The organism is Mesorhizobium sp. f-mel (assembly GCF_053850215.1).
Window position 1 is genome coordinate 1 of record NZ_JBSPTO010000003.1, and the last position, 24,435, is coordinate 24,435.

The following is a 24,435-nucleotide window of genomic DNA, read 5'->3' on the forward strand; positions in this document are numbered from 1 at the left end:
GTAGTGACCAACACTACAGAATCACCAATCAGATTCTGTGCAAAGGCCTCCTTGTGGGAGAAGGTGGATTGGCGCGTAGCGCCGAGCCGGATGAGGGGTGTTGGACGGAGTGCTGTCGGTGCCTAGCTGGAGCACCCCTCATCCGTCGCCTTTGGCGACACCTTCTCCCACAAGGGAAGACGGGGGAGCCAACCTGCCAACGCCTCAATCTGTCTATGATCTGTTGCTGTGAGTGCACGTGACCTCGCTTGGCGCGACCGTCACCCGCGAAGGCATTCGCTTTGCCGCATGGTCGTCTGCGGCCAGCCGGCTCTGGGTCTCGATCTTCGACGAGCAGGGGGAGAGGGAGATCGACCGGCTCGAACTCCAGCCGGAAGGCGAGGGCGTTCACGCGCTTTTCGTTGCCGGCCTCGCTGCCGGCACCCGATACGGGTTTCGCGCCGATGGCGACTATGCGCCCGAGAAAGGGCTCTGGTTCGATCCCGACAAGCTGCTGGTCGACCCATATGCCGTCGAGATCGACAGGCCTTATGTCTATGACATCAGGCTCGCCGCACGACGGGGCGAGGGCACCGATACTGCGCCGCTGCTGCCGAAAGCGATTGCCGCCACCCTGCCGCAACCGGTGCCTGCCTTGCCGCCGCTATTCCAGCCCGGTGGCCTGATCTACGAAGTGCCGGTGCGCGCCTTCACAATGCTGCATCCGGACATCCCGAAGCCCCAGCGCGGAACGATTGCAGCTCTTGCCCATCCGGCCATCGTCGAGCACCTGAAAAAACTCGGGGTCGGGGCGGTCGAACTGATGCCGGTGACGGCATCGATCGATGAGCGGCATCTGCCGCCGCTCGGGCTGCGTAATGCCTGGGGCTACAACCCCGTGACCTTCATGGCGCTCGATCCGCGCCTGGCGCCCGGCGGTCTCGCGGAATTGCGGCAGACCGTCGCCACGCTGCGTGAGGCGGGCATCGGCGTCATCCTCGACCTCGTCTTCAACCACACCGGCGAAAGCGACAGGCTTGGGCCGACGCTGTCGCTGCGCGGCCTCGACAGCCGCGCCTACTTCCGACATTGGCCGGACGGCAGCTTGGCTAACGACACCGGCACCGGCAACACGGTCGCCTGTGATCATCCGATCGTCCGGGAAATGATCCTCGACACGCTTCGTCACTTTGTCCGCCATGCTGGCGTCGACGGTTTTCGCTTCGATCTGGCGCCCATTTTGGGTCGGGTCGATGGCGTATTCGACGCGGCGGCACCGTTGCTTATGGGTATTCGGAACAACCCGGTCCTTAGTGACAGGGTGCTGATCGCCGAGCCTTGGGATATCGGCCCGGACGGCTATCAGCTTGGCAATTTTCCGCCGCCCTTCCTCGAATGGAACGACAAATATCGCGACGACATCCGCCGGTTCTGGCGCGGCGATAGCGGCATGGTCGGCGCGCTGGCGACCCGGCTTGCCGGCTCGTCCGACGTGTTTGCCAAGCCAGGCCACCAGACAAGCCGCAGCGTCAATTTCATCGCCGCGCATGACGGCATGACGCTGGCCGACATTGTTGCCTACGAGCACAAGCACAATGAGGCCAATGGCGAGCAAAATCGCGATGGCCACGACGACAACTTGTCTTGGAACAATGGCGCCGAGGGTGAGACCGGCGACCGGGGGATCGTTACGGCCCGTTTCGATGACCAGTGTGCGCTGCTCGCGACACTGTTTGCCTCGCGCGGCACGGTCATGCTGACCGCCGGCGACGAATTCGGCCGCACCCAGAAGGGCAACAACAATGCCTATGCGCAGGACAACGAGATCACCTGGCTCGACTGGACCCGGCGTAACCAGGCGTTGGAACAATGCGCCGTTTTGCTCGCCGCGATGCGTCGTTCCGTGCCGGCGCTTTCCGACACGCGCTTGCTGACCGGAGAGCCGCGGCCCGGGTCAGAAATACCGGACGTCGTCTGGCTGACTGAAACCGGCATGCCGCTCGATGAGGCAGGCTGGCACGATTTCGGGCGGTACCGCCTGATCATGATGCTCGGCGGCGATGATTGCCGCCTTGCCGTGGTCATCAATGGCGACCGCCGGGCGTGTATGTTCACGCTGCCGGAGCGCGACGGATTTCGCTGGGAGCCAGCCATCGAAATACCGGACGGCGCAGCCGGAATTTCACGGCCGGTGCCGGGGCGAACGGTGATTTTCATGATCGAACACAAAGCCGCGCAGGCTCAGATAAAGGAGAACGGCGGTGGCAAGTGACAACGCCGAGTGGTGGCGCGGCTGCGTCATCTACCAGATCTACCCGCGCTCCTTCCAGGACACGACAGGGGACGGCAGTGGCGATCTGCGCGGCATTGTCTCAAGGCTGGCTCATGTCGCATCGCTTGGCGTCGACGCCGTCTGGCTGTCGCCCTTCTTCAAGTCACCGATGGCTGATATGGGCTACGACGTATCCGACTATACAGCCGTCGACCCGATGTTCGGCATATCAGAGGATTTCGAGGCGGTGGTCGCCGAGGCGCACCGTCTCGGCCTGAAAGTCATTATCGACCAGGTCCTGTCGCATTCGTCCGACCGGCACGAATGGTTCGTCGAAAGCCGCGCGAGCCGCGATAACCCTAGGGCGGACTGGTATATCTGGGCCAATCCGAGGCCTGACGGCACCGCGCCCAATAACTGGCTGTCGGTCTTTGGCGGCCCCGCCTGGGAGTGGGACGCGACCCGCAGACAATACTACATGCATAATTTCCTCGCCTCCCAGCCGGACCTCAATTTCCACAATCCGGAGGTTCAGGACGCCTTGCTGGAAACGGTGCGGTTTTGGCTGGAGCGCGGCGTCCACGGCTTTCGGCTCGATACGGTCAACTACTATGTCCATGACCGCTGGCTGCGCAGCAACCCGCCCTTGGCGTCGAGCGTCGCCGGCACGAACACCGAAACCAATCCCTACCTCTATCAGGAGCATCTGTTTGACAAAACCCAGCCCGAAAACCTCGCTTTCCTCAAGCGTTTTCGGGCGCTGCTCGACGAATATGAGGGCCGCGCCGCTGTCGGTGAGGTCGGCGACGAAACCCGTTCGTTGCAGACGCTCGCCGCCTACACCGGCGGCGGCGACAAGCTCGACATGTGCTACACGTTCGACCTGCTCGGTCCGCAATTCTCGGCAACACATGTACGCGGATGTGTCGAGGCTTTCGAGAGTACGGTCTTGGACGGTTGGGTCTGCTGGGCATTTTCCAACCACGATGTCGTTCGCCATGTGACACGCTGGACGAGGCCCGGCGGCGATCTGGAAAGGACGGCGAAGTTCTCGATCGCGCTGCTGTCATGCCTGCGTGGATCGATCTGCCTCTATCAGGGCGAGGAGCTCGGGCTGGAGGAGGCGGAATTGGCGTTCGAGGATCTGCGCGATCCTTACGGCATCCGCTTCTGGCCGGGATTCAAGGGCAGGGATGGATGCCGCACGCCGATGGTCTGGGAGAAAGGCGCCGACAATGCCGGGTTTTCAACAGGCGAGCCGTGGCTCCCGATCCCGGAAAGCCATTGCGCCCGCGCGGTCGATGTCCAGAACGCCGAGGAAAAGTCGGTTCTAGCCAGCTACCGGGCGATGCTGGCGTTGCGCAAGCAGCATGCCGCATTGGTACAGGGTTCGATCCGCTTTCTCGATGCCGAGGGCGATGTGCTTGCCTTCATTCGCGAAGGCGGCGGCGAGAAGCTGCTTTGCGTTTTCAATTTCGCCGAGGAGCCGGCCAGCTGGCCGTTGCCGCAGGATATCGATGTCGCAGAGACGATCGATCTTGGCGCTGGTGCCGCCTTGCAGGAAAAAACTCTGTCGCTGCCGCCGCTAGCCTGCTTCCTAGGACGAGCCGGCTGATCTCTCTATCGGCAGTTTATTGAACGAGCACGGAGCGCCCGCAAGTCGCGCCCATGACACGGACATCGGCCTCGCCAACACGCACGCCCAGTGCCGCAAGCACGTTGTAAACCAAGCTGTCGACAGGCGCCGTCACACCGTTCAGAAGCGCTTTTACTGCTGGCCTCACCGTGCCAAGCAGGGCGGTCACGTCCAGCCCGAGGCCCAGCGCGCCGACTGAGAGCGACAATTTGTTGACCAGTGACGTGGTGAGGGATTGCGTCGGGGTTTGCGTGTATGCGGTCTTTATCGTCTTGTTGGCGATCTCGGTGCTGTTGAAGGTCAATGTCGTCGGATCGTCGTTGGTGATCTCAGGCGCCGCGGAACCATTCACTGAGAGCAGTGGAATGAGCAGAAGCTTCACTGCCGCGATCTGCGCATCGTAGAACGATTGTGGATTGCTGAAATCGGCGAAGGCGGTGGGGTTGTTGTCTGTGTCGCTGGCGGCAAGGCGCAGCGAAGCTATCCCCGGACGTGCGGCAATGGAAACCTTCAAACTGTCGGGGCGCCCGGTCGGGCAGCTGATGTCAGTCAGCTTGGCTTCGGCGTAGGCTACTTCGACATGCAGCGGCAGTTTGACGGCCAGCAGGCTGATGCCGCCACCGAGATTGGGACTGCCGATGCCGACGGACGCCACCAGCTTGATCCGCGTCTGCGCCGTGCGCACGACGGCGCCTTTTTCGCCGATCGCCAGCCATGGCGAGAACTGTGCCGGTTCGCCGATGGCAACGGCAAGCGTGGTGGAGGTAAGCCCCGGAATGGTGGCTCCGAGATTGAGCTCGACCTGCTTGGAGCCGTTCGCCAGTGCGGCGGCGGTGGTCAGCATGCCCATGGCGCTTGCATCGACGGAAAAACCGGCCGGCTTTTGTCCGAGGCCCAACTGGCCAATTGATCCAAGGTCGACAAGATGATTGAGCGGGATTTTGACAGTGCTGGTGGTTCTGGACGCGATTGTCTGCAGAACGAGCTTGCTGCTGCTGCCAACCGTTGAAACGTTAGCCAGGGCCGTGGCTACCTGGCCCACGGTCGCTTTTGATGCCAGCACGTCTGAATAGCTGACGCCTGTCAGTTGCAACTGGACGGCAAGAGCGTCGACGAACGAAAGCACATTCACATCGGCCGAGATCAGGGCGTTATAGTCCATGACGCTGAGCGAGATGTTAGTGCCCAGGAGGCCGCTGAGAAGCGCGTTCAGGATGCCGCCATTGACGCTGAGAAGCCTGGACCCGACCGAGAACATCGCCTGCGGCGTGACGCTGGCAAGGGCTTCGGTGCCGATGACCGGCGTAGGAATAAGCGAACTCGCGAAATAGCGGGCAGGAATCTTTTTCAGCGCGACATGGACGGCATTGTACGGCGTCTTGCCGGCCTCGAAGCGCTTGTCGACGCCGAGCGACGACTCTGGTGAGTATCGGCCGGCGGTGACCGACACGACGGTTTTTCCGAGGGCGGGGGCGATCGTCTGTCCTGCCTTCTGAACCACGATACCCGGCATTCCGTTGTCGCCGAGCGTGGTCACCACCGCGGCCTCAATGTTCGTGATGTTGGAGGCGGCGGTGATTGCCGCCAGATCGGTCATTGCCTGGGCTTCCCGGCGCTCCACATAGATCGAGCCTTCGTCGATGGCGAAGGCGGCCAGCGCCAGCGCGAACGGTGCACACAGCGCCGTCATGACGGTGAAGTTCGCCTTCAGGTCGCCAAGCATTGAGCGGGCGACCCGGCCGATCCTCTCCAGCAAGGGTTCCGACATTCAGATGCCTCCAACCCGGATTGTCGACTGGCGTGAGATCGTGGTTCCAGGCATGGGCAGTGCCGGGAACAGGTTCCAGACCGGCAGGTTACGGGCATCATATTGGACGGACACGACGAACTGGTTTCCGTCGGCTGTGCTGTCCTTGGCCTGATAGGTCAGCTTGTCGGATTTGACGAAGGGATATCCGCCGGCATTGTTGTTGACGAAACTGGTCACCAGCGCCTGGCGCTCGCCTTCGTTTAGCCCGGCAATCGCCGTGCGGGCGGCGTCCGCCGCGATTTGCTGTACGGAGTTGCTTGCACCGAAATAGATACCATATGCAACCATTCCGAGCAAAAGGAAGATAAAAATCGGCGAAAGCAGCGCGAACTCAATGGCGGAAGTTCCGGACCGCTCTCTAAACTGGCGTAATTTGAGTCTTACACGGCGCGATTTATGACGCTCTATAGAGATTGTCTTACTTTCTTCGCGGTTCATGTCCTTCGCCCATCGAGACATACCGAAGCTCACGAAAAATATAACCCATCGTTGTTTAAAGACGCATTAAGACATTTCGGCAAAGTGGAATCGACGACAAGTTTCTGGCCGGAAACGAAGGCTTGAAATGGGAAACGAGGCAAGCCGCTGTTCTGCCGGTCGCGAAGTGGCCTGTCGCTGCGCCTTACTTAGGGTGACCTAACGAGTCTGTTGAAATAAAAAATCGCCACGTTACTGTTTGGCCACCAGCTGCCGGAAAGGGAACCGGCGGCGCGCTCAAAGGGGCCATCTAATCGGTTTCGGGGCGTCAACACTCAAGAGGCGCAGCTGAACGGCCGCCTCGACAGGGAGAACTCCATGCTGAAAAATATGCTGAAGGCGACGGTGTTCGCCACAACCATGGCCTTGGCCGCCGGCACGTTCTACACGCCGGCCTTCGCCGAGGTCGTCTATAACCGCGGCACCGCCGCCGAATCGGAGTCGCTCGACCCGCACAAGACCTCGACAATCTACGAAGCAAATATTTTGCGTGACCTGTTCCAGGGGCTGACCATGCAGGACGCAAAGGCGAACCTCATCCCGGGCGCCGCCGAAAGCTGGACAGTATCGGACGACGGCACCGTATACACCTTCAAGCTGCGCAAGGGCGCCGTCTGGTCGGATGGTGCTCCGGTCACGGCAGATGACTTCGTCTACGCTTTCCAACGGCTGGAAGACCCGGCCACCGGCGCCGAATACGCTTCGATGCTCTATCCCGTGAAGAATGCCGAGGAGGTGAACACCAAGAAGGCCAAGCCCGAGGAGATGGGCGTCAAGGCAATCGACGCAAATACACTGGAAGTGACGCTGAAGGCGCCCACGCCCTATTTCCTCGAAATGCTGACCCACCAGGCGGCCTATCCGGTCAACAAGGCCTCAATGGAAAAGCTCGGCGCCGATTGGATCAAGCCGGGCAATCTGGTCTCCAACGGCGCCTATACGCTGGCGGAGTGGGTTCCCAACGACCACATCAAACTGGTCAAGAATCCGAAATTCTGGGACGCTGCAACCGTCAAGCTCGACGTCGTCAACTACATCCCGACCGAAGATCGTTCGTCGGCGATGAAGCGCTTTGAGGCCGGCGAACTCGACAGCTACGACGACCTCCCGACCGAGCAGCTCGCCGACCTCAAGGCCAAGTTTGGCGATCAGATTCGCGTCGGGCCTTACCTCGGCACCTACTATTTTGCGATCAAGACCGACAAGGCCCCGTGGGACAACGTCGAACTGCGCAACGCCATCTCCATGGCAGTCGACCGCGATTTCCTTGCCGAAAAGGTCTGGCAGAACTCCATGCTGCCCGGCTATTCGATGGTGCCTCCAGGCATTGAGGGCTATACGCCGGCAATGGCCAAATACGCGGATATGTCGCAGATCGACCGCGAGGATGAGGCCAAGAAGGTACTCGAGAAGCTTGGCTATACCCCCGAGAAACCGCTGAAGATGGAAATCCGCTACAACACGTCGGAAAACCACAAGAACACTGCGGTCGCCATCCAGGAGCAGTTGAAGCCGCTCGGCGTCGAAGTCACGCTGCTCAACACCGACACCAAGACCCACTACTCCTTCCTTGAGCAGAAGGGCGACTACGACGTGGCGCGTGCTGGCTGGATTGCCGATTACAAGGATCCGGAAACCTTCCTCGGCATCTCCCGCAAGGCAAGCGGCAACAACTATTCGGGCTACAACAGCCCGGAATTCGAGAAGGCCATGGACGAGGCGGCTGCCGCTGGCGGCAAGCCCGAACAGCGCATGAAAGAACTCGCCGAGGCCGAGCGCATCCTTGTCGACGAGGTCGGCAACATCCCGCTTCTCTACTATAGCTACAAGGATATCGTTTCTCCGAAGCTTCATGGCTTCGAGGATAACGTTATGGACGTGCATCCGTCCCGCTTCATCTCCAAGGACTGATCTCCTTGGCCGGACTGCCGCTCCTTTACAGCGCCGCGCGTCCTTCGGGACGTGCAAAGGGCGCTGTAACGCCTTGATTTTGCGCGTGATCCTTTCCGAACCTTCGGTTCGGGTCATGCGTTTGGGGGCGGCAGCTCCGGTTTGCTAGCAAAGCGGGGAACCGATGCTACGATACGTATTCCGGCGGCTCCTGACCGCCATCCCGACGCTGTTCGTCATCGTGACCATGGCGTTCTTCCTGATACGTGTCGCGCCTGGCGGCCCGTTCAATCAGGAGCGGGGCCTCAGCCCCGAGATCAAGGCCAATCTTGAAGCGCAGTTCGGCCTCAACGACCCGCTCTGGCTGCAATATGTCCACTATCTCGGCAATCTGCTGCGCGGCAATTTCGGTCCGAGCTACAACATGCCGGATTTCACCGTCACCGAATTGTTTGCCAGGGGCCTGCCCGTTTCAATCCAGATCGGCGCCTCGGCCCTGATCCTGGCACTGCTGCTCGGCGGCCTCCTCGGCACTGTTGCCGCGCTCAACCAGAACAAGCTTGCCGACTACTCGGTGATCGCGCTGGCCGCCGCCGGCAGCACCATCCCGACCTTCGTCATCGCCCCGGTGATCCAGCTTGTGTTCGGCCTGACCTGGAAACTGCTGCCGATCGGCGGCTGGGGCGATGGCGCCTTGCTCAACAAGGTCGGGCCGGTGCTGACGCTCGCCCTGCCGCAGATCGCCATCGTCGCTCGCCTGATGCGCGGCTCGATGATCGAATCGTTGCGCTCTCACCACATCCGCACCGCACGCGCGCTCGGCCTGTCGGACTGGTCGGTCATCGTCAAGCATGCGCTGCGCGGCGCCATACTGCCGATTGTCTCCTTTACCGGCCCAGCGGCGGCGGCGCTCCTCACCGGTTCGATCATCGTCGAGACGATCTTTTCTATTCCCGGCATCGGCCGCTATTTCGTCGATGCCGCGCTCAACCGCGACTACACGCTGGTCATGGGCACCGTGGTGGTGATCGCGCTGTTCACCATCGTCTTCAACCTGATCGTCGACGTCATGTATGCCTTCGTCGACCCGAGGGTGCGCTATGACTGACATCGCAGCCACCGCTCCGGCCATCGTCGGCCGCTCCCTATGGGGCGATGCCTGGGCACGGCTCAAGGCCAATCGCGCCGCCATGTTCAGCCTGTATTATCTTGCCTTTATCGCCGTAATCAGCGTGTTCGGGCCGTCTTTGCTGCCGCATCGATACACCACCATCTACGCCGACCATGTGCGCACGCCGCCGAGCTTCTCGGCCTATCCGAAGGCCGACATGATAGAAACCGCGCTCAATGAGGCGATCAAGCGCATGCGTGTCGACATCAAGGAGTGGCGGCAGGAAGGCAACCGCATCTTCGTCACCGTCACATCGCCCAAGCCGATCGACGACCGCAATGTCCGCTACCTCGACCGTTCGGATGCCTTCGATGATACAAAGATCGAGGGTAAATCGCCTGACGGCCTCGAAGCGGTGATGAGCGCTTCGATCAGGCAGCAATATTTCCTGTTCGGCACGGACAATACCGGCCGCGATCTGCTGTCGCGAACGCTGATGGCGGGGCGCATCTCGCTGGCCATCGGCCTGCTCGCCGGGGTTGTCGCGGGCGTCATCGGCGTGCTCTACGGTGCTACGGCCGGCCTTGCCGGCGGCAAGGTCGACGAGGTGATGATGCGCATTGTCGATGTGCTTTACTCGCTGCCGTTCATCTTCTTCGTCATCATGCTGGTGGTGTTCTTCGGCCGGAACTTCGTGCTGATGTTCCTGGCGGTCGGCGCCGTGCTGTGGCTCGACATGGCGCGCATCGTGCGCGGCCAAGCGCTGTCGATCCGGCGGCAGGAATACGTCCAGGCGGCGGAGGCGATGGGCGTCGGGCAACGCGGCATCCTGATCCGCCACGTCATTCCCAACCTGCTTGGCCCGGTGGTCATCTACATGACGCTGCTGGTGCCGCATGTCATCATCCTGGAGAGTTTCCTGTCCTTCCTCGGGCTCGGCGTGCAGGAACCGATGACCAGTTGGGGCGTGCTGATTTCGACCGGCGCCAAGAACATCGGCACCGCCAATTGGCTGCTTTTGTTCCCCGCCTTCTTCCTCGTCTCGACGCTGTTCGCGCTGAATTTCGTCGGCGACGGCCTGCGCGATGCTCTCGACCCCAGGGATCGTTGAGATGGACACTTGCGAAACGATTCTCAGCGTCAAGGACCTTCGGGTCCGCTTTCGCACGCTCGATGGCGCGGTCGAAGCCGTCAAAGGCATCAACATCCATGTCAATGCAGGCGAAACCGTTGCCGTGGTCGGCGAATCCGGTTCCGGCAAGAGCCAGACGATGATGGCGGCGATGAGCCTGCTGGCCTCGAACGGCGAGGCGACAGGCGTCGTCGACTATCGCGGCCGCAACCTTTTGACCCTAAGCAAGTCCGAGCTCAATCAGATCCGCGGCCGCAAGATCAGCATGATCTTCCAGGAGCCGATGACCTCGCTCGATCCGCTCTATTCGATCGGCAATCAGTTGATCGAACCGATCCGCCGGCATCGCGGACTTGGCGCGGCGCAAGCACGCGAAGAGGCGCTCAAGCTCTTGCGGCTGGTTCATATTCCCGATCCCGAGCGGCGGATGAAATCCTATCCGCACGAATTGTCGGGTGGCCAGCGCCAGCGGGTCATGATCGCCATGGCGCTGGCCAACGATCCCGACATACTGATAGCAGACGAACCGACGACGGCGCTCGACGTGACGATCCAGGCGCAGATCCTCATGCTGCTCGCCGAACTGCAGCGCAAGCTCGGCATGGCGATCGTCTTCATCACCCACGACCTCGGTATTGTCCGGCGCTTTGCCGACCGCGTCTATGTCATGCGCTACGGCGAAGTCGTCGAGGAGGGCGAGGCGGAAGCGATCTTCGTCAATCCGCAGCATGCCTATACCAAGATGCTGCTGGCCGCCGAGCCGACCGGAACCAAGGCGCCGCCACCGCCAAATGCGCCGGTCCTGCTCGAAGGCAGGAATGTCGAAGTGACCTTCAAGATCGGCGGCGGGTTTCTTGCTGGAGAGCCGCTGATCCTGCGCGCAGTCGATCACATTTCGATCCGGCTGAAACGAAATCAGACCATCGGCATCGTCGGCGAATCCGGTTCGGGAAAATCGACGCTCGGCCGAGCCTTGCTGCGGCTCCTGCCAAGTGATGGCCTCATCCGCTTTGGCGATCGCGATATTTCCGCCGCCGACCGCCGGGCCATGCGGCCGCTGCGGCGTGAGTTGCAGCTGGTCTTCCAGGACCCGTTCGGTTCGTTGTCGCCGCGCATGACCGTTGGCCAAGTCGTCACCGAAGGACTTCTGGTGCATGAGCCGACCCTGTCGGGCAGGCAACGCGATCTGCGCGCAGTCGAGGCCTTGCGCGAGGTCGGGCTTGATCCGAATGCGCGCAATCGCTACCCGCACGAATTCTCCGGCGGCCAGCGCCAACGCATCGCCATCGCGCGGGCGATGATTCTCAAGCCCAAGGTGGTTGTCCTCGACGAGCCGACCTCGGCACTCGACCGCTCCGTCCAGAAGCAGATCGTCGAACTGCTGCGCGAGCTGCAGGCCGACCATGAACTGTCGTATCTGTTCATAAGCCACGACCTCGCTGTCGTGCGCGCCATGGCCGACTACATCATCGTCATGAAGCAGGGTAAGATCGTTGAGGAAGGGCCGACCGAGGCGATCTTCAGCAATCCGCAAGCTACCTACACGCAGACGTTGATGGCCGCGGCCATCGACGTCACGCGGTTTCGCTTGAGCGCGTAGCGCAGCCGCTGAGGGCCGCGGTGGTTGAAAGGCATGTCCCTCCTACGTCAAGAAACGCACGAGGCAGCGCTGAAGTGCGAGGTCGAAGCGGAAGCTCAGGCTATTCGCGTTAACGTTTAGGGCAATTCCAGGAAAAGTGTTAAACGGTTTCCCGTCCGGAATTGCGCAAAAACAAAGAGATAGAGCGGTTCGGCGTTTCCGTGAAACGATGAACCGCTCTAAGATGATAAGTTGGACCTTGAGGGCAAGGCGACGCTTGGCCCGAGTGTTACCGAGCCTGGACGCGGCGCAAGCGGTCGGCACAGGGGATGGCGGGCGAGGCATGTCAGCTGTTCAAGATGGCGAGGGCGACATGACCTCACATCAGGTCTTCAGCAACCCGGTCAAATTTCTTCAGGCCTATGCTTGGAGGCTTTCGCTTAAGAAGCCCCTGTTCAGTTGCGGCCGTCTGGAAGGCAGCGATCGCAGCGTGTTGGCTGCAGTGTCCGGCCAGGCATTCGTCAACCATTCGGATTGCTTCAAGTCGGGATGGCTTGCCCATGACTGGCCACGGTTGCTGAAGCGCTGTCTTAGCGTCGGCTATCGACGCGACCACCACCGGCTTGTGATTCAGGTAAATTGTAATCGGAATAAACGCCGTCATTTCTATCGCTCGCCAGGATTGAAGGTGGCTAAACGCGAAGGCATGGCGGTGGTTGCATGAACGCGCATCATCGTGCATTCAGATTGCCGCTGCCCGATGCCGTCGAGGCTGAACTGAGCATCTCCAACCGCAAAGTCCGTCTGCCGCGCCTGCTTCGCGAATGTGCGCTGTGCGCATAGACTGGCGCCATGGTTAGCGCAGCAGCGCCGGAAAACCGCTCACCCGGACCTGCAGACTAGACGGATGGCGAACGTCCTCGCCCGAGTGACGGCGGCCCTTCCGAGGCTAGTAGCCGCGGCCGGTACAACCCCGGCCGGTATATCATTGTTAAATGACGGCTACGGCGTAGGGTGCGATACAACGTAGTCAGCAGCCACCCCTGAGCTTCTGAATGAGGGCGTTGGCTCTCCGAGGAATACCGCATGCCTATGCGTCACCCAGCAGACATCGCCATTTACCCTAATGACCTCGAAATGCTGCAACGGGTATTTATCCGGCATTGCACAGCCAACCAGTGCAGCATGGCATCGACCATGGCCCATGGCGCAGCATCTGAGCTAATATCATTGTTCCAGGCCGGCATCGAGGACGAAGCCGAACTCGATCTCATCCTTTCTCGCCGCTCTCAGCCGTTTCGGAAGGCGGGCTAGGCTTATCGGCTTCGGTCGGCGAAGACGCCTTGGCCATGCCGCGGGTGAGATGCCGCCTAATCTGGTCAGCGGGAATGGAGAAGGTTGGAAGCCAGCTCCGTTCCCTCAGCCAGAATTTCACCATCGCAGTCTTGAATGCTGCGCATCCTGTCTCCACGCGGCAATCCCTCGTCCTGAGCCGATTCTATTCTGCAAGTTTCGCAGCACTGCGGGTGGCTATATCGCCTAATACAGCGTGAAGAAGCGCTCCAACTTCCTGTTTGGCCAGCCCCGGTGCAATTCCTGATTCGGACAGTTGAATGAGAATTGTCTTGGCGGTACTGCGCCAGAAGGCATTCGCGTCCTCCCCGTTCTTCGATTCCAGGACCCGGGCGATACCTTGAACCAATTTTCGCCGCCGATGCAGCGGAAACACGGTTATGTTTGAATCACACATGATCACCTCACCCTTCAGTCTCGCGAATAAGCATCGGCGGGTTAAAAAATTTGGTTAACAGGCTTTTTTGACAGTGGTCGGCAATGGAATAGGGCGTCCGCCAGGCTCTGCGGACGGTGCCGCGATCGCCCCACTGGACGCGGCGGCATGGGCGAGTGCGAGTTCCTGCCAAGAAACATTGATGATGATGAGCGACGGGGGATCGCGCCGGATAACGCCCAGAAGCTGCCCTTCGCTGCAGTCGGCTCGTGAGGTTTCCGCGCGCATTCCCTGCCGTTTTGCGGTAGGCTGAAGAACCTGGCGATCCGAAACGACGAAGCCGGGGGAGCCCATGGACATCAGCGCATGGCTGCGTGATCTCGGCCTGGGACAGTACGAACAAGCGTTCCGCGAGAACGACATCGATGCTGAGGTCGTCGCCGACCTCACAGCCGACGATCTGAGCGGGCTCGGCATCACCTCAATCGGTCACCGCCGTAAGCTGCTCGCCGCCATCGCGGCCCTGCGTGCTGGCTTAGTTCCGGCGCCCAGCCCTCCCGTGGCACCCACGGCCGACTCCGGGACCGCCCTGCCGTTTCTCGAGGCTGAGCGGCGGCAGCTCACTGTGATGTTCGTCGACCTCGTCGGCTCGACGGCGCTCGCCAGCCGCCTCGACCCAGAGGACATGCGTGAGGTCATCGGGAGCTACCACCGCTGCGTGGCGGAGGCTGTTGGCCGCCTGGGCGGCTTCGTCGCGAAGTACATGGGTGACGGGGTACTGGTCTATTTCGGCTGGCCACATGGTGACGAGACTGATGCCGAGCGTGCCGTGCGTGCCGCCTTGGCTGCGCTACAGGCGGTCGGCCAGGCCGCGCCAGCCGGTGAACGGTTGGCCGCGCGCATCGGCATAGCCACCGGCCTCGCCGTAGTGGGCGACTTGCTGGGCGCCGGCGCTGCACAAGAGCAGACGGTGATAGGTGAAACTCCAAACATCGCCGCGCGACTACAATCGCGCGCTACTCCCGGCTGTGCCGTGATTGACGCAGAAACACGGCGGCGCATCGGCGGATTGTTCGAGTGCCGCGAACTTGGCGCGCTCAATCTAAAGGGCCTGTCTGGCCGCGTGGGCGCCTGGCAAGTGCTGGGCGAGGCTGCGGTTCAGAGCCGCTTCGAGGCAATGCACACCGCCTCCCTCGCGCCGCTGGTCGGGCGCGATGACGAACTCGACCTGCTGCTGCGCCGCTGGCGGCACGCAAAGGACGGCGAAGGGCAGGTGGTGCTCATCTCCGGCGAGCCCGGCATCGGCAAGTCCCGCCTGATCGCTGCGCTTGAGGAGCGCGTGGCCGGGGAGGCGCATCTAAAACTTAAGTACTTCTGCTCGCCGCACCACCACGACAGCGCACTGCAGCCTATCATCGCACGGTGGAGGAATGAGGCAGGCTTTGTGCGCGGCGAGCCGGCGGACGTACGGCTCGACAAGCTGGAAGCCCTGCTACTCCCCCTCGGCGCCACCGCCGAAGAGCTGACGCTCATTGCCGAGATGCTCGGCGTGCCAGGTGGAGAGCGGTATCCACCACTAGCGCTCAGCCCGGAGCGCAAGAAGGAACAGACGTTCAGAGCCTTGCAGCAGATTCTCGACGAAAGGGCCCGCCGGTCCCCCCTGCTGATGCTGTTCGAGGACGCCGATTGGGCCGACCCAAGCTCGCTTGAGTTGTTTGACAGGTTGATCATGCGCTTAGCCTCGCTGCCGGCGCTGGTGGTAATCTCTTTCCGGCCAGAGTTTCAAGCGCCTTGGGTCGGCCAATCCGGCGTGATCTTGATTGCGCTGAGCCGTCTCAGCGATCGCCAGGCAGCGATGCTCGCAAGCCAGGTGGTTGTCGGCCAGACGCTGCCGATCGGGTTGCTGGAGCGCATTGTGGCGGAGACCGACGGTGTGCCTCTTTTCATCGAAGAATTGACCAAGGCCGTGCTCGAGGGGGCCAACCAGCCCGGTGTCCTTGACTCTGCGCTTCCAGTGCCCAGCACCTTACAGGGCTCCCTTATGGCGCGGCTGGATCGGCTGCCAGTCGCAAAACAGGTTGCGCAGACCGGTGCGGTAATCGGCCGAGAGTTCGGCCATGAGCTGCTGGCCGCGGTGGCGGGACTTCCCGACGTGGCATTGGCGCAAGGATTGGACGAACTCTTAAGTTGCGGTCTCGCGTTCCGCCGCGGCACGCCGCCCGAAGCCACTTACTCGTTCAAGCATGCGCTCGTTCAAGACGCCGCCTACGCGAGCCTCTTGCGTAGCACACAACGGAAGCTGCATGCCCGCATTGCTACAGTGCTGGAAGAGCGGTGGTCGGAGGCGGTCGAGACCCAACCCGAACTGCTCGCCCATCACTTCACCCAAGCGGGTTTGGCAGGGCGTGCCGCGGAATATTGGCAGCTGGCAGGCGAGCACGCGTTCCGGCGCTCGGCCGCTGCGGAGGCCATAGGCCATCTCACCAAGAGCATCGACCTCGTGCGAAGCTTGCCCGAAAGCGGCGCTCAAGCAGAGCGCGAGCTGCATCTCCGGACGATGCTCGGCCAGGCATGCATCGCCCGCTACGGCTACGCTGCGCCGGAGACCGCCGCGGCTTTCGCCCGTGCCCGGGACTTGGTTGAGGCCGTTGGCGACATCCAACAACAATTTCCCGTGCTGTATGGGTACTGGGCTGTCCAATACGTCCGGATGGCTTTACGCGAGCAAAACGCGCTGGCCGAACAGACTCTAGCATTAGCCGAGCAGCACCGCGATCCCGAGCGATTGTGCGTCGCGCACCGGGTTTGCGGTGCAACCAACGAGATGATGGGCGAATTGCTTGTCGCCCGCGAGCACCTCGAGCAAGCCGTTGAGCTTTACGATCGAGAGCGGCACGGCTCGACTGCTTTTACTTTCGGCCAGGATCTCGGAGTTGCAGCGCTATCGCACCTCAATTGGGTGCTATGGCTACTTGGCTATCCCGATCAGGCAGCTGGCCGGCAAGCCGACGCACTGAGCTTGGCGCACCGTGTTGGCCACAAGAACACGCTGGGATTTGCGCTGATGTACAGCGCGATGGCGAGTGCTTATGGCCGCACCGCGGGATCAGCCGCCGAACACTCGGAAGCATTACTGGAGTTGGCCCGGGAGCAGAAATTTGATCTGTGGACCGCAGGTGCGACGGTGGTCAAAGGCTGGGCCATTGCCCGCCAAGGCCAGGCAGCAGCCGGCGTTGCAGCGATCCAGAGTGGGCTCGCGCAGTGGACGAGCAGTGGCGCGGAGTGGATGCGCCCCTTCTTTCTAGGCCTGCTTGGCGAGGCTTGCGCACTCTCCGGGGACGTGCGACGGGGGCTCGGCGCATTGGACGAGGCTCTGGCGGCGGACGAACGGACGGGGCAGTGTTGGCCGGACGCTGAACTGCATCGATTGCGAGGCCAGCTTGTCGCAGTTCTTCCCGACGGCGGCAGGCCAGACGAGGCGATCGCAGCGTTCCAGCGCGCGATCCAAATCGCCCGGCGTCAATCCGCGAAGTCCTGGGAATTACGTGCTGCCACCGATCTTGCTCGCCTCTGGCGCCATCAGGGCAAGCACGCCGAGGCCAGCGATCTGCTCGCACCCGTGCATGCCTGGTTCACCGAGGGCTTTGAGACACCAGACGTCCAAGAGGCCAAGGCGCTTCTCGACGTCCTGAGGTGACTGGAGCCTCGGCTATTCTCAGCCGCGCCCGAACCTCAATGCGTTATCTTGACTCTTCTCTGCCCTGCCTTTGCAGCGGCAAGGCTCTGCCCAAAACGGTCGATCAAGTCTACTGATTTCTTACCCAACGCGCCCATTGGATGGATTACGGATTAGCCCGGAACACCGAGCTATGATCTTTCCACCCGGTGTGTAGGCACTCTCTGGGGCATGCGGCTGCGCGAGGTTTCCGCGCCATGCAGTTCAACTGCGTGGTCAGCACGAACGAACGCGCGGTCAAGCTTTGGCGGCTCTCACCGTGATTCATTGGCTTCGAAGGGTGCAGTGTGCTCACAACGGTCAAAAAGCCAAGTCCGCCAAGGAACAAAAAGAGATCAAAGGCATTTCCTCCTGCTACGATAGGAGATTGCCATGGAAGACCCGCGCGCCAAAACTGATGCCTCGGCCAATGTCGACAAAGATCCCGATGAATGGGTGAGCGGCGAGGATCCGATGACCCCGTCGCAAGCATCGTACCTGAAAACCCTATGTGAGCAGGCGGAGGATGAGGAAAGCTTTGAAGAGAACCTCAGCAAGGCAGAGGCTTCCAAGCGCATCGACGCATTAAGGGCAAAGCTGAAGCTCTAGCCCACCGGCACGAGCGCTTCGTCTATGCCTCACAAAACCCAGCGCAGATCTGGCGTCACGTACACTGGCTGCTTTCTCGGCTCCTCATAAGCCACGCAGATCAGGCCGAATGCGTCGGCGCCGTGGCTCGACTAGTCATGCTCCGGTCCGAGACCAATGTTGCGCGCCTCGTCGTACTTCTCGTTATACCATCCCAAGGCGTCCAAACCCGGCGAACACGTCGCTTCGTTGAACCACAAGGGCGGGAACAGCCGGCGGCCTGCCTCGACACGCTTCAGGGCCGGGCCTTTTGCCCTGGTTTGGCACCGTCGTGACGTCAAAGCCGGCGGAGCGGATGTGGTCCTCGAATCGGATCGCGGTGACGGCGTCTTCATGGGAAGCATCATGCGGCAGGAAACATTCGGCGCCGCCGTAAACCTTGGTGCGAAGCCACTCCAAATGCGCTGCCAGCGGCTGACGTACCGCCTCGTAATAGTCGAGCGCTTGGATCTCGCGACCGACATACTGGACGATCCAGATTGCCGTCGCGTCTCGCACTCCGATGTCCCAAAAAGCTTTGACCGAAAGCAGGGGATCGCGGGCAACCTTGCCGATCCGGTCTTCATGGCGAGCGGTCCCTGTGCAATGAGGCTTATGGAAAGGTCCTGGCCGACGCGCCTGCATCTCCGGTGTCCCGTCTCCCATTCAGCCACCGTCTTCAAGGAGGGTAGGGGCCTTTCGACCCTGAGTGATCGAACGACAGGAATGAGCCCAGAAGCGGGCGCGGCCACGCCGTCGTCACGACGCGAACGGGTGTGGCCCGAGGGCGCGCACGAGCAGTAACATTCAGCGCGCTGATGACGTCACAAGACGGACGGCAAGCTCAACGGCTTCAGCATCGGACAGGCCTTGTCCCTCGGCGAACGACAACCAGGTCGAGAACTCGAGGGTGTGTGCGAGCGTTGCGCTGAAGAATCGAAGCCGGGCTGGACTTACCTTCCAGCCCGCACGCAGTATCTCCGCTGCTCGCTGGAGCATCGTACGCCTCCGCTCCAGCGCAGCAGCCACCACTGGCATCTCGGCGTCGCGGTAAAGGTTGGCGAGGAGTTGACGCTTGCGGCGGTAGTAGCCGTAGAGCTGCTTGAGTGCAGTTCGATGACGCTCCTGCGGGTTCTCAATGCCGATCCATGTATCTGGCCTCGGCGGGGGGTCGAGCTCGAACGAATAGGCGGTGCAGGCGGTGAAGATCGCCTCCTCGTCGGGAAAGTGGCGATACACCGTGAGGCGCTGCACCCCGGCCTTTTCGGCTATCGCGCTGATCGTGGTTCGCGAAGGCCCCACGGTATGGTGCAACTCGGATGCCGCGCGCGCGAGTGCCCGATGCGTTTCAGCCTGTTTGTCGGCCCGGGCCTTGAGGTTGTAGCGCCGAGGTGGCACTTTCGGTGAACGCACGTGATTACCCATCTTGACGAGAGCCGAATCCGAGTTTATCGATGAGTGAACATAAACGTTCACCGATCATCAGCCAAGGAGGGAACCATGGCCGCCCCCATCACTATCCCGCATAGTGCCGGCGACTCCTTCGCAATTGGCGGTTTCGGAATCCAGTGGAAGATTGAGGGCGTAGCGAGCGACAAGCGCTTCTCAGTGGTTCACCACCCTCTTGCCCCTCATGCGCTGGCGGCGCCGCTTCATCGGCATCATCGGGAAGACGAGTATTCTTATGTTCTCACCGGCCGGCTCGGCGCTTTACTTGGCGATGATGTCGTCACCGCTGAACCAGGTACCTGGGTGATCAAGCCGCGCAACCAGTGGCACACCTTCTGGAACGCTGGTGACGAGCCGTGCGAGATCATCGAGCTGATCTCTCCTGCGGGATTCGAGAACTACTTCCGAGAGCTCGCGGCGCTGTGGCCCGATCAAGAAAAGATGCCCGGGCTGCTCCGGAAGTACGAGCTCGACATGGATCCCGGAAGTGTGGCCGAGCTCTGTGCCCGGTATGGGCTGGTTTCGGCCCGCCCTGAAGCTGCCACCTAACAATCTGTCACTGCTATGAGGCGTCGGTTCGTCCGAGATGCCGGCGATCCGCGAGGGCCGGGGACCCCGCAGAGCGGCTCGTGCAGGGCGTGCGGGACTTGAACAGCACGGCCAGGATCGCGTGACCATCAGCGTCGGGGCAATAACGGTGAACAACGAGAACGAGACTCCAGCGATTTTGTCAATGCCGCCGATCTGGCACTCTTCCGAGCTAAGTCGGAAGGACGCCGTGTGCCTCGTCTGGCCTGCCGCCGTCGGGAAGAACTGCGACAAGCTGGCCCCGAGCTATGATATCTTTCCACCCGGTGTCATTCGCATAAAGGACAGACGCTCCGCGGGTCCTCGCCATGCAACGCAAGCTTGCGCCCTATCCGTTCCGCTCAATGAGAATTCGTCGGCTTGATCCGTGCGCCTGTTGGTCTCGTGCATCCTCGGAGGCAGATGTTCACCAGGCAGATGCGCTGGCCGAGACAGCAGGTCCGCTCTAAGGAGCAGACGCTCCCGCCCTGCAACCCGTTGCCTGTCTCCCGCGACGACGGCCCAAGCGTCCTCGCTCCGGCTATGGTAGGTGATAACACGTCACCGCCGCGGCGTCCGATGCTGAGTGCGGTGTTGCGCCCGAGCCGATGCAGGCGCCAGTAACGAGGATGATCTTGGTCCGATAAGGGGTCGTAGAACGAACCCCAAGCGGCCAAATAGCAGATGCAATATTCGACCATGTGCGGGGGGCAGTGCTAAAAGATGACGAGCGGGTTTGTGGGCGACCTGTCGTCCTGTGTATTCGCCATGCCGCAATTGTAACGAAAAACTCCCAGCGCTGGCATTGCGCTTTATGGAAGACATATGCCTGCTGCTATCCGCCGGTTTTCTATGCTTGATGGGGTAGGAAAGCAAAATGAGCGATGTGGATGAACACCTCGATCTGACGGAGATCAACGCCGTCCGCAGCTTGTTGACGTCAAAGCCACGACCGGTAGGCTGGGACGAACGCCGGGCACGGCTCGATGAGGTTGGTTCGGTGTGGCCGATTGCGAACGACATCCTATGCGAGGATGTGGTTTTCGATGGCCTTGAGGGCGAGTGGTCCCTAGCGCCTGAGAGTGACAGGGATAAGGTTCTGCTCTTTTTCCACGGTGGTGGCTACTGCTCCGGCTCTCTCAAAAGTCATCGTCGAATGGTGACTGAGGCAGGTCGAGCAATGGGAATGCGCACCCTCGCGATCGACTATCGACGCGCGCCGGAACATCCTTTTCCTGCGCAACATGAAGACGCACTCACCGCATGGCGCTTTCTGAGCCGGCAAGGGATCGCGCCGGATCGCATCGTGGTTGGCGGAGACAGTGCGGGCGGCAACCTCACCCTGTGCTTGGTCAGTATATTATGCGCGGCAGGGGAGCGGTTGCCGCGATGTCTTTGGCTGGTTTCCCCCTGGACGGACCTTTCGATGTCCGGCGCGACACTATCAACTAAGGACGCGATCGACCCTATCATCCACCGGGCATATTTGGAGGAACTGGCGACCGCCTATGCCTCCCATGTCGTTGGCCGGCGCGATCCCCGGATCTCGCCGTTGTTTGCCGATCTGACCGGATTTCCCCCAATGCTGATACAAGTCGGTTCGGCCGAGACGCTGTTGTCGGACGCAACTCGGCTCGCGGCAGCCGCTGGCGCGGCTGACGTCAAGGTACGTCTCGAAATTTGGCCGCATATGATTCACGCCTGGCCGGTTTGGAATGCAGGATTGAGTGCCGGTTGGCGCGCTCTTCACAGCGCGGGCACGTTTGTCGGCGACTATTTATAGCTCTCGGGTGAGGCAGCTGCTGGCGCAATGTTCCCCGTTCAGGAACTGACGGCGTGATTGCTGGCGCAGGAAAACAAAGCCGGCGCCACCTTCGCGCTGGTTGGCGCGCTGTCTCTCATCATCGGTGCGTTCATCGCCAGAGCAGCGGCAGCGTTAGGCGGCAAGAAGCGCGACGACGAAAAAGACGCGCTCTATCTCACAGCTAGTCGAGGCTGAAGACGTCTACTCCCGGCCGGCTCAGAGGTCGGCAGGGCTCCATCTCCCCCAGCTCTCTTGTTATTGTGCGGTGCAGCAACGATATTTGCTGCATTGCGTTAATCAGATTGCCGTCCATTCCAGGCGTCAGAACAGGGACGGCTCCATTGCGGAAAATCTCCGATACCATTGCCCGCCTCGCCGCGCTGCGGGCGCGACATGCGAACCAATTGTCGGGAATATTCCAGCCACTCGAGGCATGAACAACCAGACCGCGCGCGCCCTGCGCTGCGGCGTAGACGCTCGGCTGGGGCACCGGCGACTAAGGATGCCCGATCTGAGATCACGCCGGCCTCTGCGTTGGTGCACCATTTCACCACTTCGTCCGCGGCGATTTGGTGGGCGTTAAGCGGCTTGCGGTGTCGTGATTCATCCACCTTTTGATTCTGGAGGAATGGACGATGATGGGATCGCAGATGGCACCGGCGCAGTTGTTCTACGATTTCTGTCTCGACGATAATGTTCCCAATGACCACCTCCTTCGAAGGATCGACCGGTTCTATCCGAGCGTCTAAAGGTCGCCATTTCCGTCCTGCGCGCGCAAGTTGCGACAGCATCGCAAACCGTTTTTCGCTGGGTTTGGAAGAAGGGATACTCCCGCGAACCAAATGGTCCCCTGTTGCAAAAGCGAGTAAGCGGAGAAAGAAGTATCCGCCTGAGACTGGAAGGAAAGCTGCTCCGGCGAGAGACATGGCTTGCGGTTGGCGTACGGGACGGCCGAGCGCACCAACATCAAGGTTTGGAGAAGGCCAACTGTCGGTCTAGCTTTGCAGACCGGGCCGGATGCTGTTTCCTCGAGGATTGCGATGATCGTTCATTTAGTAGACGGCACATACGAACTGTTTCGCCACTTCTATGGCCAACGCCGGTTCAACAACGGCCAAGACAAGCCGTTTGGCGCCGTTGTCGGCGTCCTGAACACAGTGTTGGAGATGATCGAGAATGGTGCCACACACATTGGGGTGGCTACCGATCATGTAGTCGAATCGTTCAGAAATCAGCTCTGGCCCGCCTACAAGACCGGGGATGGCATCGAGCCGACATTGTTCGCGCAGTTTCACCCCCTCGAGAGAGCCCTGGCGGCGATGGGAGTGGCGGTCTGGCCGATGATCGAGCTGGAAGCCGACGACGCGCTGGCATCCGCGGCACACAGCGCGGCTGCCGATGATCGCGTGCAGAAGGTGTGCATCTGGACGCCGGACAAGGATATCGCGCAGTGTGTGCGCGGTGACCATGTGGTCCAGGTAGACCGCAGGACTCAGAAAATTCGCGATGCCGCCGGCGTGCGCGAGAAGTTCGGAGTTGAACCGGCCCTGATTCCAGATTTCCTCGCGCTCGTGGGTGATGCCGCCGATGGCTATCCCGGTCTCGAAGGCATCGGCCTGGTGTCAGCCGCCCGGCTGCTTGGCCGATACGGCCCTCTTGAAAGCTTTCCGCCTGAAGCCCTCGGCAAGCGTAGAGAGCTCGCGCTTTTGTTCAAAAATCTGGCGACGCTGCGCACGGACGCTCAGCTGTTCGATAACGTCGAAGAGCTGCGCTGGCACGGCCCGACCAAAGAGTTCGAGACGTGCGTGATCCAGCTAAATGACACCCGGCTCCTCGCACGTGCGCTCAAGGCTCTCCGTAACTGACCTCGGAGGCGATGTCTGGAAGCGGCCTTTGGAAGGCCGAGCGCCGATTCCCCAATCGCACAGGCTGTGCAGGCCATGCGTCGTTGTGCGCTCAGAAACGGATCCTCGCGATCCAGAATCGGCCCGGGTTGACCGGCAACCGCGCCGAGCCGCAGACGCAAGCCAATTTTCCGGCTTCCGCGCTCCACGCTATTGCAAGACGTTCAAATTTGAGCTTCCGCATTCATGCTCTGTCGAGCGTATCTCTTAGAGTCGCTTAAACCTTATGCGCCGTAAGTTTTTGCCGTGCTGAAACGCCGTCAGCGACGATGACGACGAAATAGGAGAACGCAAATGCCTCGCAATCACGTTGAACGTCTTGAAGAGTTCAGGGAAATCCTGGTCGCGACTCGACGCGAAGGAGTCCGTAACGTGCACCACACTCGGGACGCTATGCGGGCAAGTGGCTTTCAGATCGGGGACAGCGACGGCTCCAGCTACGGAGCCGAGCTGAAGGTGCTCCAAGAAGAAATCGAGGCAGTCGATCGTGCCATCGAAGACGAGAAGCGGTTGGCCATGGCCCTCGAGAGAGCGGCTCAATCCCGCCGACCGATTAAGCCGAGGATCGTGAAGGGAACATAGTGTCAGATACGGCCGCCAGTCGCGTCGATTGCCTTCAACTTCCGGCGCAATGCGGTCGCACTACGCTGGATGAAAAGGACGGCTTTCTAGCCCAATCATCCCGAAAGCCGACGTTCCGCTTTCCGGCCCCGAAACGGTCATTCCGCATGCCAATTTGCGTGACGCGGTCCGC

At 61.1% G+C, this 24,435-nt stretch carries 21 protein-coding genes and 1 pseudogene; 16 read left to right on the forward strand and 6 right to left on the reverse strand.

All coding sequences use genetic code 11. The annotated features are described in order from the left end of the window. The first annotated feature begins 238 nt into the window (after positions 1-238). A complete protein-coding gene (glgX, locus tag ACWUKX_RS06215; RefSeq protein ID WP_456004922.1) occupies positions 239-2,251 on the forward strand; it encodes a glycogen debranching protein GlgX in 2,013 nt (670 codons plus the stop codon). Then, a complete protein-coding gene (gene bglA / locus ACWUKX_RS06220; RefSeq protein ID WP_456004925.1) occupies positions 2,241-3,866 on the forward strand; it encodes a beta-galactosidase BglA in 1,626 nt (541 codons plus the stop codon). The genes glgX and bglA overlap by 11 nt, the downstream gene beginning before the upstream one ends. A gap of 16 nt (positions 3,867-3,882) precedes the next feature. Here the strand turns inward: bglA and ACWUKX_RS06225 are convergent, their stop codons facing one another. Further along, positions 3,883-5,655, reverse strand: a complete 1,773-nt coding sequence (locus tag ACWUKX_RS06225; RefSeq protein WP_456004928.1) for a pilus assembly protein TadG-related protein — start codon at positions 5,653-5,655, stop codon at positions 3,883-3,885. Then, positions 5,656-6,135, reverse strand: coding sequence for a TadE/TadG family type IV pilus assembly protein (locus ACWUKX_RS06230; protein ID WP_456004930.1), 480 nt, complete (start codon positions 6,133-6,135; stop codon positions 5,656-5,658). It abuts the gene before it with no gap. Between the two features lie 357 nt (positions 6,136-6,492). Between ACWUKX_RS06230 and ACWUKX_RS06235 the strand changes: the two genes are divergently transcribed. The 4 genes from ACWUKX_RS06235 to ACWUKX_RS06250 all read left to right on the forward strand — a co-directional run bounded on the left by ACWUKX_RS06235 (position 6,493) and on the right by ACWUKX_RS06250 (position 11,907). After that, the gene (locus ACWUKX_RS06235; protein WP_095518371.1) at positions 6,493-8,085 is read left to right on the forward strand and encodes a peptide ABC transporter substrate-binding protein; all 1,593 of its coding nucleotides are present in this window, start codon (positions 6,493-6,495) and stop codon (positions 8,083-8,085) included. A gap of 163 nt (positions 8,086-8,248) precedes the next feature. Then, positions 8,249-9,172 carry an ABC transporter permease subunit gene (locus tag ACWUKX_RS06240; RefSeq protein ID WP_135936065.1) on the forward strand — a complete coding sequence of 308 codons (924 nt, stop codon included), beginning with the start codon at positions 8,249-8,251 and terminating at the stop codon, positions 9,170-9,172. Next, complete coding sequence (locus tag ACWUKX_RS06245) at positions 9,165-10,286, forward strand: ABC transporter permease (protein ID WP_456004934.1); 1,122 nt, start codon at positions 9,165-9,167, stop codon at positions 10,284-10,286. Before ACWUKX_RS06240 ends, ACWUKX_RS06245 begins: the two co-directional genes overlap by 8 nt. Position 10,287: 1 nt before the next feature. After that, the gene (locus ACWUKX_RS06250) at positions 10,288-11,907 is read left to right on the forward strand and encodes an ABC transporter ATP-binding protein (protein ID WP_456004937.1); all 1,620 of its coding nucleotides are present in this window, start codon (positions 10,288-10,290) and stop codon (positions 11,905-11,907) included. Positions 11,908-12,265: 358 nt separating this feature from the next. Here the strand turns inward: ACWUKX_RS06250 and ACWUKX_RS06255 are convergent, their stop codons facing one another. Beyond that, complete coding sequence (locus ACWUKX_RS06255) at positions 12,266-12,628, reverse strand: DUF982 domain-containing protein (RefSeq protein WP_084831523.1); 363 nt, start codon at positions 12,626-12,628, stop codon at positions 12,266-12,268. On the opposite strand from ACWUKX_RS06255, the gene ACWUKX_RS06260 reads away from it, so the two are divergent. Together ACWUKX_RS06260 and ACWUKX_RS06265 are read left to right on the forward strand one after the other, a co-directional pair. Then, the gene (locus tag ACWUKX_RS06260) at positions 12,607-12,729 is read left to right on the forward strand and encodes a hypothetical protein (protein ID WP_277569108.1); all 123 of its coding nucleotides are present in this window, start codon (positions 12,607-12,609) and stop codon (positions 12,727-12,729) included. The genes ACWUKX_RS06255 and ACWUKX_RS06260 overlap by 22 nt on opposite strands. 243 nt (positions 12,730-12,972) lie before the next feature. After that, the gene (locus ACWUKX_RS06265; RefSeq protein ID WP_029355825.1) at positions 12,973-13,200 is read left to right on the forward strand and encodes a hypothetical protein; all 228 of its coding nucleotides are present in this window, start codon (positions 12,973-12,975) and stop codon (positions 13,198-13,200) included. A gap of 184 nt (positions 13,201-13,384) precedes the next feature. Here ACWUKX_RS06265 and ACWUKX_RS06270 read toward each other — a convergent pair whose 3' ends face one another. Next, positions 13,385-13,636, reverse strand: coding sequence for a DUF6074 family protein (locus ACWUKX_RS06270; RefSeq protein WP_456004940.1), 252 nt, complete (start codon positions 13,634-13,636; stop codon positions 13,385-13,387). 331 nt (positions 13,637-13,967) lie between these two features. Here ACWUKX_RS06270 and ACWUKX_RS06275 point away from each other — a divergent pair, with 331 nt between their 5' ends. The 3 genes and pseudogenes from ACWUKX_RS06275 (at position 13,968) to ACWUKX_RS06285 (ending at position 17,939) form a co-directional block, all read left to right on the forward strand. Next, a complete protein-coding gene (locus ACWUKX_RS06275) occupies positions 13,968-17,312 on the forward strand; it encodes an AAA family ATPase (RefSeq protein WP_456004942.1) in 3,345 nt (1,114 codons plus the stop codon). A gap of 197 nt (positions 17,313-17,509) precedes the next feature. Continuing rightward, positions 17,510-17,602, forward strand: a pseudogene (locus tag ACWUKX_RS06280) (GNAT family N-acetyltransferase); the annotation flags it as partial. 121 nt (positions 17,603-17,723) lie between these two features. Beyond that, positions 17,724-17,939, forward strand: coding sequence for a DUF3072 domain-containing protein (locus ACWUKX_RS06285; RefSeq protein ID WP_095518382.1), 216 nt, complete (start codon positions 17,724-17,726; stop codon positions 17,937-17,939). 183 nt (positions 17,940-18,122) lie between these two features. Here ACWUKX_RS06285 and ACWUKX_RS06290 read toward each other — a convergent pair whose 3' ends face one another. Both ACWUKX_RS06290 and ACWUKX_RS06295 read right to left on the reverse strand, forming a co-directional pair. Beyond that, positions 18,123-18,602 carry a hypothetical protein gene (locus ACWUKX_RS06290; protein ID WP_456004945.1) on the reverse strand — a complete coding sequence of 160 codons (480 nt, stop codon included), beginning with the start codon at positions 18,600-18,602 and terminating at the stop codon, positions 18,123-18,125. Positions 18,603-18,764: 162 nt separating this feature from the next. Further along, a complete protein-coding gene (locus ACWUKX_RS06295; protein ID WP_456004947.1) occupies positions 18,765-19,433 on the reverse strand; it encodes a TetR/AcrR family transcriptional regulator in 669 nt (222 codons plus the stop codon). Between the two features lie 24 nt (positions 19,434-19,457). Here ACWUKX_RS06295 and ACWUKX_RS06300 point away from each other — a divergent pair, with 24 nt between their 5' ends. From ACWUKX_RS06300 to ACWUKX_RS06320, 5 genes are all read left to right on the forward strand, one after another. Next, entirely contained in the window at positions 19,458-19,955 is a 498-nt protein-coding gene (locus ACWUKX_RS06300) for a cupin domain-containing protein (RefSeq protein ID WP_456004950.1), read from the forward strand. 895 nt (positions 19,956-20,850) lie between these two features. Next, on the forward strand, positions 20,851-21,756 hold the full coding sequence (locus ACWUKX_RS06305) for an alpha/beta hydrolase (protein ID WP_456004953.1): 906 nt from the start codon (positions 20,851-20,853) through the stop codon (positions 21,754-21,756). Between the two features lie 57 nt (positions 21,757-21,813). Then, positions 21,814-21,972, forward strand: a complete 159-nt coding sequence (locus ACWUKX_RS06310) for a hypothetical protein (RefSeq protein ID WP_456004955.1) — start codon at positions 21,814-21,816, stop codon at positions 21,970-21,972. Between the two features lie 845 nt (positions 21,973-22,817). Then, on the forward strand, positions 22,818-23,642 hold the full coding sequence (locus tag ACWUKX_RS06315) for a 5'-3' exonuclease (protein ID WP_456004957.1): 825 nt from the start codon (positions 22,818-22,820) through the stop codon (positions 23,640-23,642). A gap of 333 nt (positions 23,643-23,975) precedes the next feature. Continuing rightward, positions 23,976-24,263: a hypothetical protein gene (locus tag ACWUKX_RS06320; protein WP_456004959.1), complete on the forward strand. Its 288-nt coding sequence runs from the start codon at positions 23,976-23,978 to the stop codon at positions 24,261-24,263. The last annotated feature ends 172 nt before the right edge of the window (positions 24,264-24,435 follow it).

Bases quoted from the DNA above. Each gene is read 5' to 3' on its own strand.
- ACWUKX_RS06225 (WP_456004928.1), bottom strand. From the start codon at position 5,655: ATGTCGGAACCCTTGCTGGAGAGGATCGGCCGGGTCGCCCGCTCAATG.
- ACWUKX_RS06230 (WP_456004930.1), bottom strand. From the start codon at position 6,135: ATGAACCGCGAAGAAAGTAAGACAATCTCTATAGAGCGTCATAAATCG.
- ACWUKX_RS06235 (WP_095518371.1), top strand. From the start codon at position 6,493: ATGCTGAAAAATATGCTGAAGGCGACGGTGTTCGCCACAACCATGGCC.
- ACWUKX_RS06240 (WP_135936065.1), top strand. From the start codon at position 8,249: ATGCTACGATACGTATTCCGGCGGCTCCTGACCGCCATCCCGACGCTG.
- ACWUKX_RS06245 (WP_456004934.1), top strand. From the start codon at position 9,165: ATGACTGACATCGCAGCCACCGCTCCGGCCATCGTCGGCCGCTCCCTA.
- ACWUKX_RS06250 (WP_456004937.1), top strand. From the start codon at position 10,288: ATGGACACTTGCGAAACGATTCTCAGCGTCAAGGACCTTCGGGTCCGC.
- ACWUKX_RS06260 (WP_277569108.1), top strand. From the start codon at position 12,607: ATGAACGCGCATCATCGTGCATTCAGATTGCCGCTGCCCGATGCCGTC.
- ACWUKX_RS06255 (WP_084831523.1), bottom strand. From the start codon at position 12,628: ATGCACGATGATGCGCGTTCATGCAACCACCGCCATGCCTTCGCGTTT.
- ACWUKX_RS06265 (WP_029355825.1), top strand. From the start codon at position 12,973: ATGCCTATGCGTCACCCAGCAGACATCGCCATTTACCCTAATGACCTC.
- ACWUKX_RS06270 (WP_456004940.1), bottom strand. From the start codon at position 13,636: ATGTGTGATTCAAACATAACCGTGTTTCCGCTGCATCGGCGGCGAAAA.
- ACWUKX_RS06275 (WP_456004942.1), top strand. From the start codon at position 13,968: ATGGACATCAGCGCATGGCTGCGTGATCTCGGCCTGGGACAGTACGAA.
- ACWUKX_RS06285 (WP_095518382.1), top strand. From the start codon at position 17,724: ATGGAAGACCCGCGCGCCAAAACTGATGCCTCGGCCAATGTCGACAAA.
- ACWUKX_RS06290 (WP_456004945.1), bottom strand. From the start codon at position 18,602: ATGCAGGCGCGTCGGCCAGGACCTTTCCATAAGCCTCATTGCACAGGG.
- ACWUKX_RS06300 (WP_456004950.1), top strand. From the start codon at position 19,458: ATGGCCGCCCCCATCACTATCCCGCATAGTGCCGGCGACTCCTTCGCA.
- ACWUKX_RS06305 (WP_456004953.1), top strand. From the start codon at position 20,851: ATGAGCGATGTGGATGAACACCTCGATCTGACGGAGATCAACGCCGTC.
- ACWUKX_RS06315 (WP_456004957.1), top strand. From the start codon at position 22,818: ATGATCGTTCATTTAGTAGACGGCACATACGAACTGTTTCGCCACTTC.
- ACWUKX_RS06320 (WP_456004959.1), top strand. From the start codon at position 23,976: ATGCCTCGCAATCACGTTGAACGTCTTGAAGAGTTCAGGGAAATCCTG.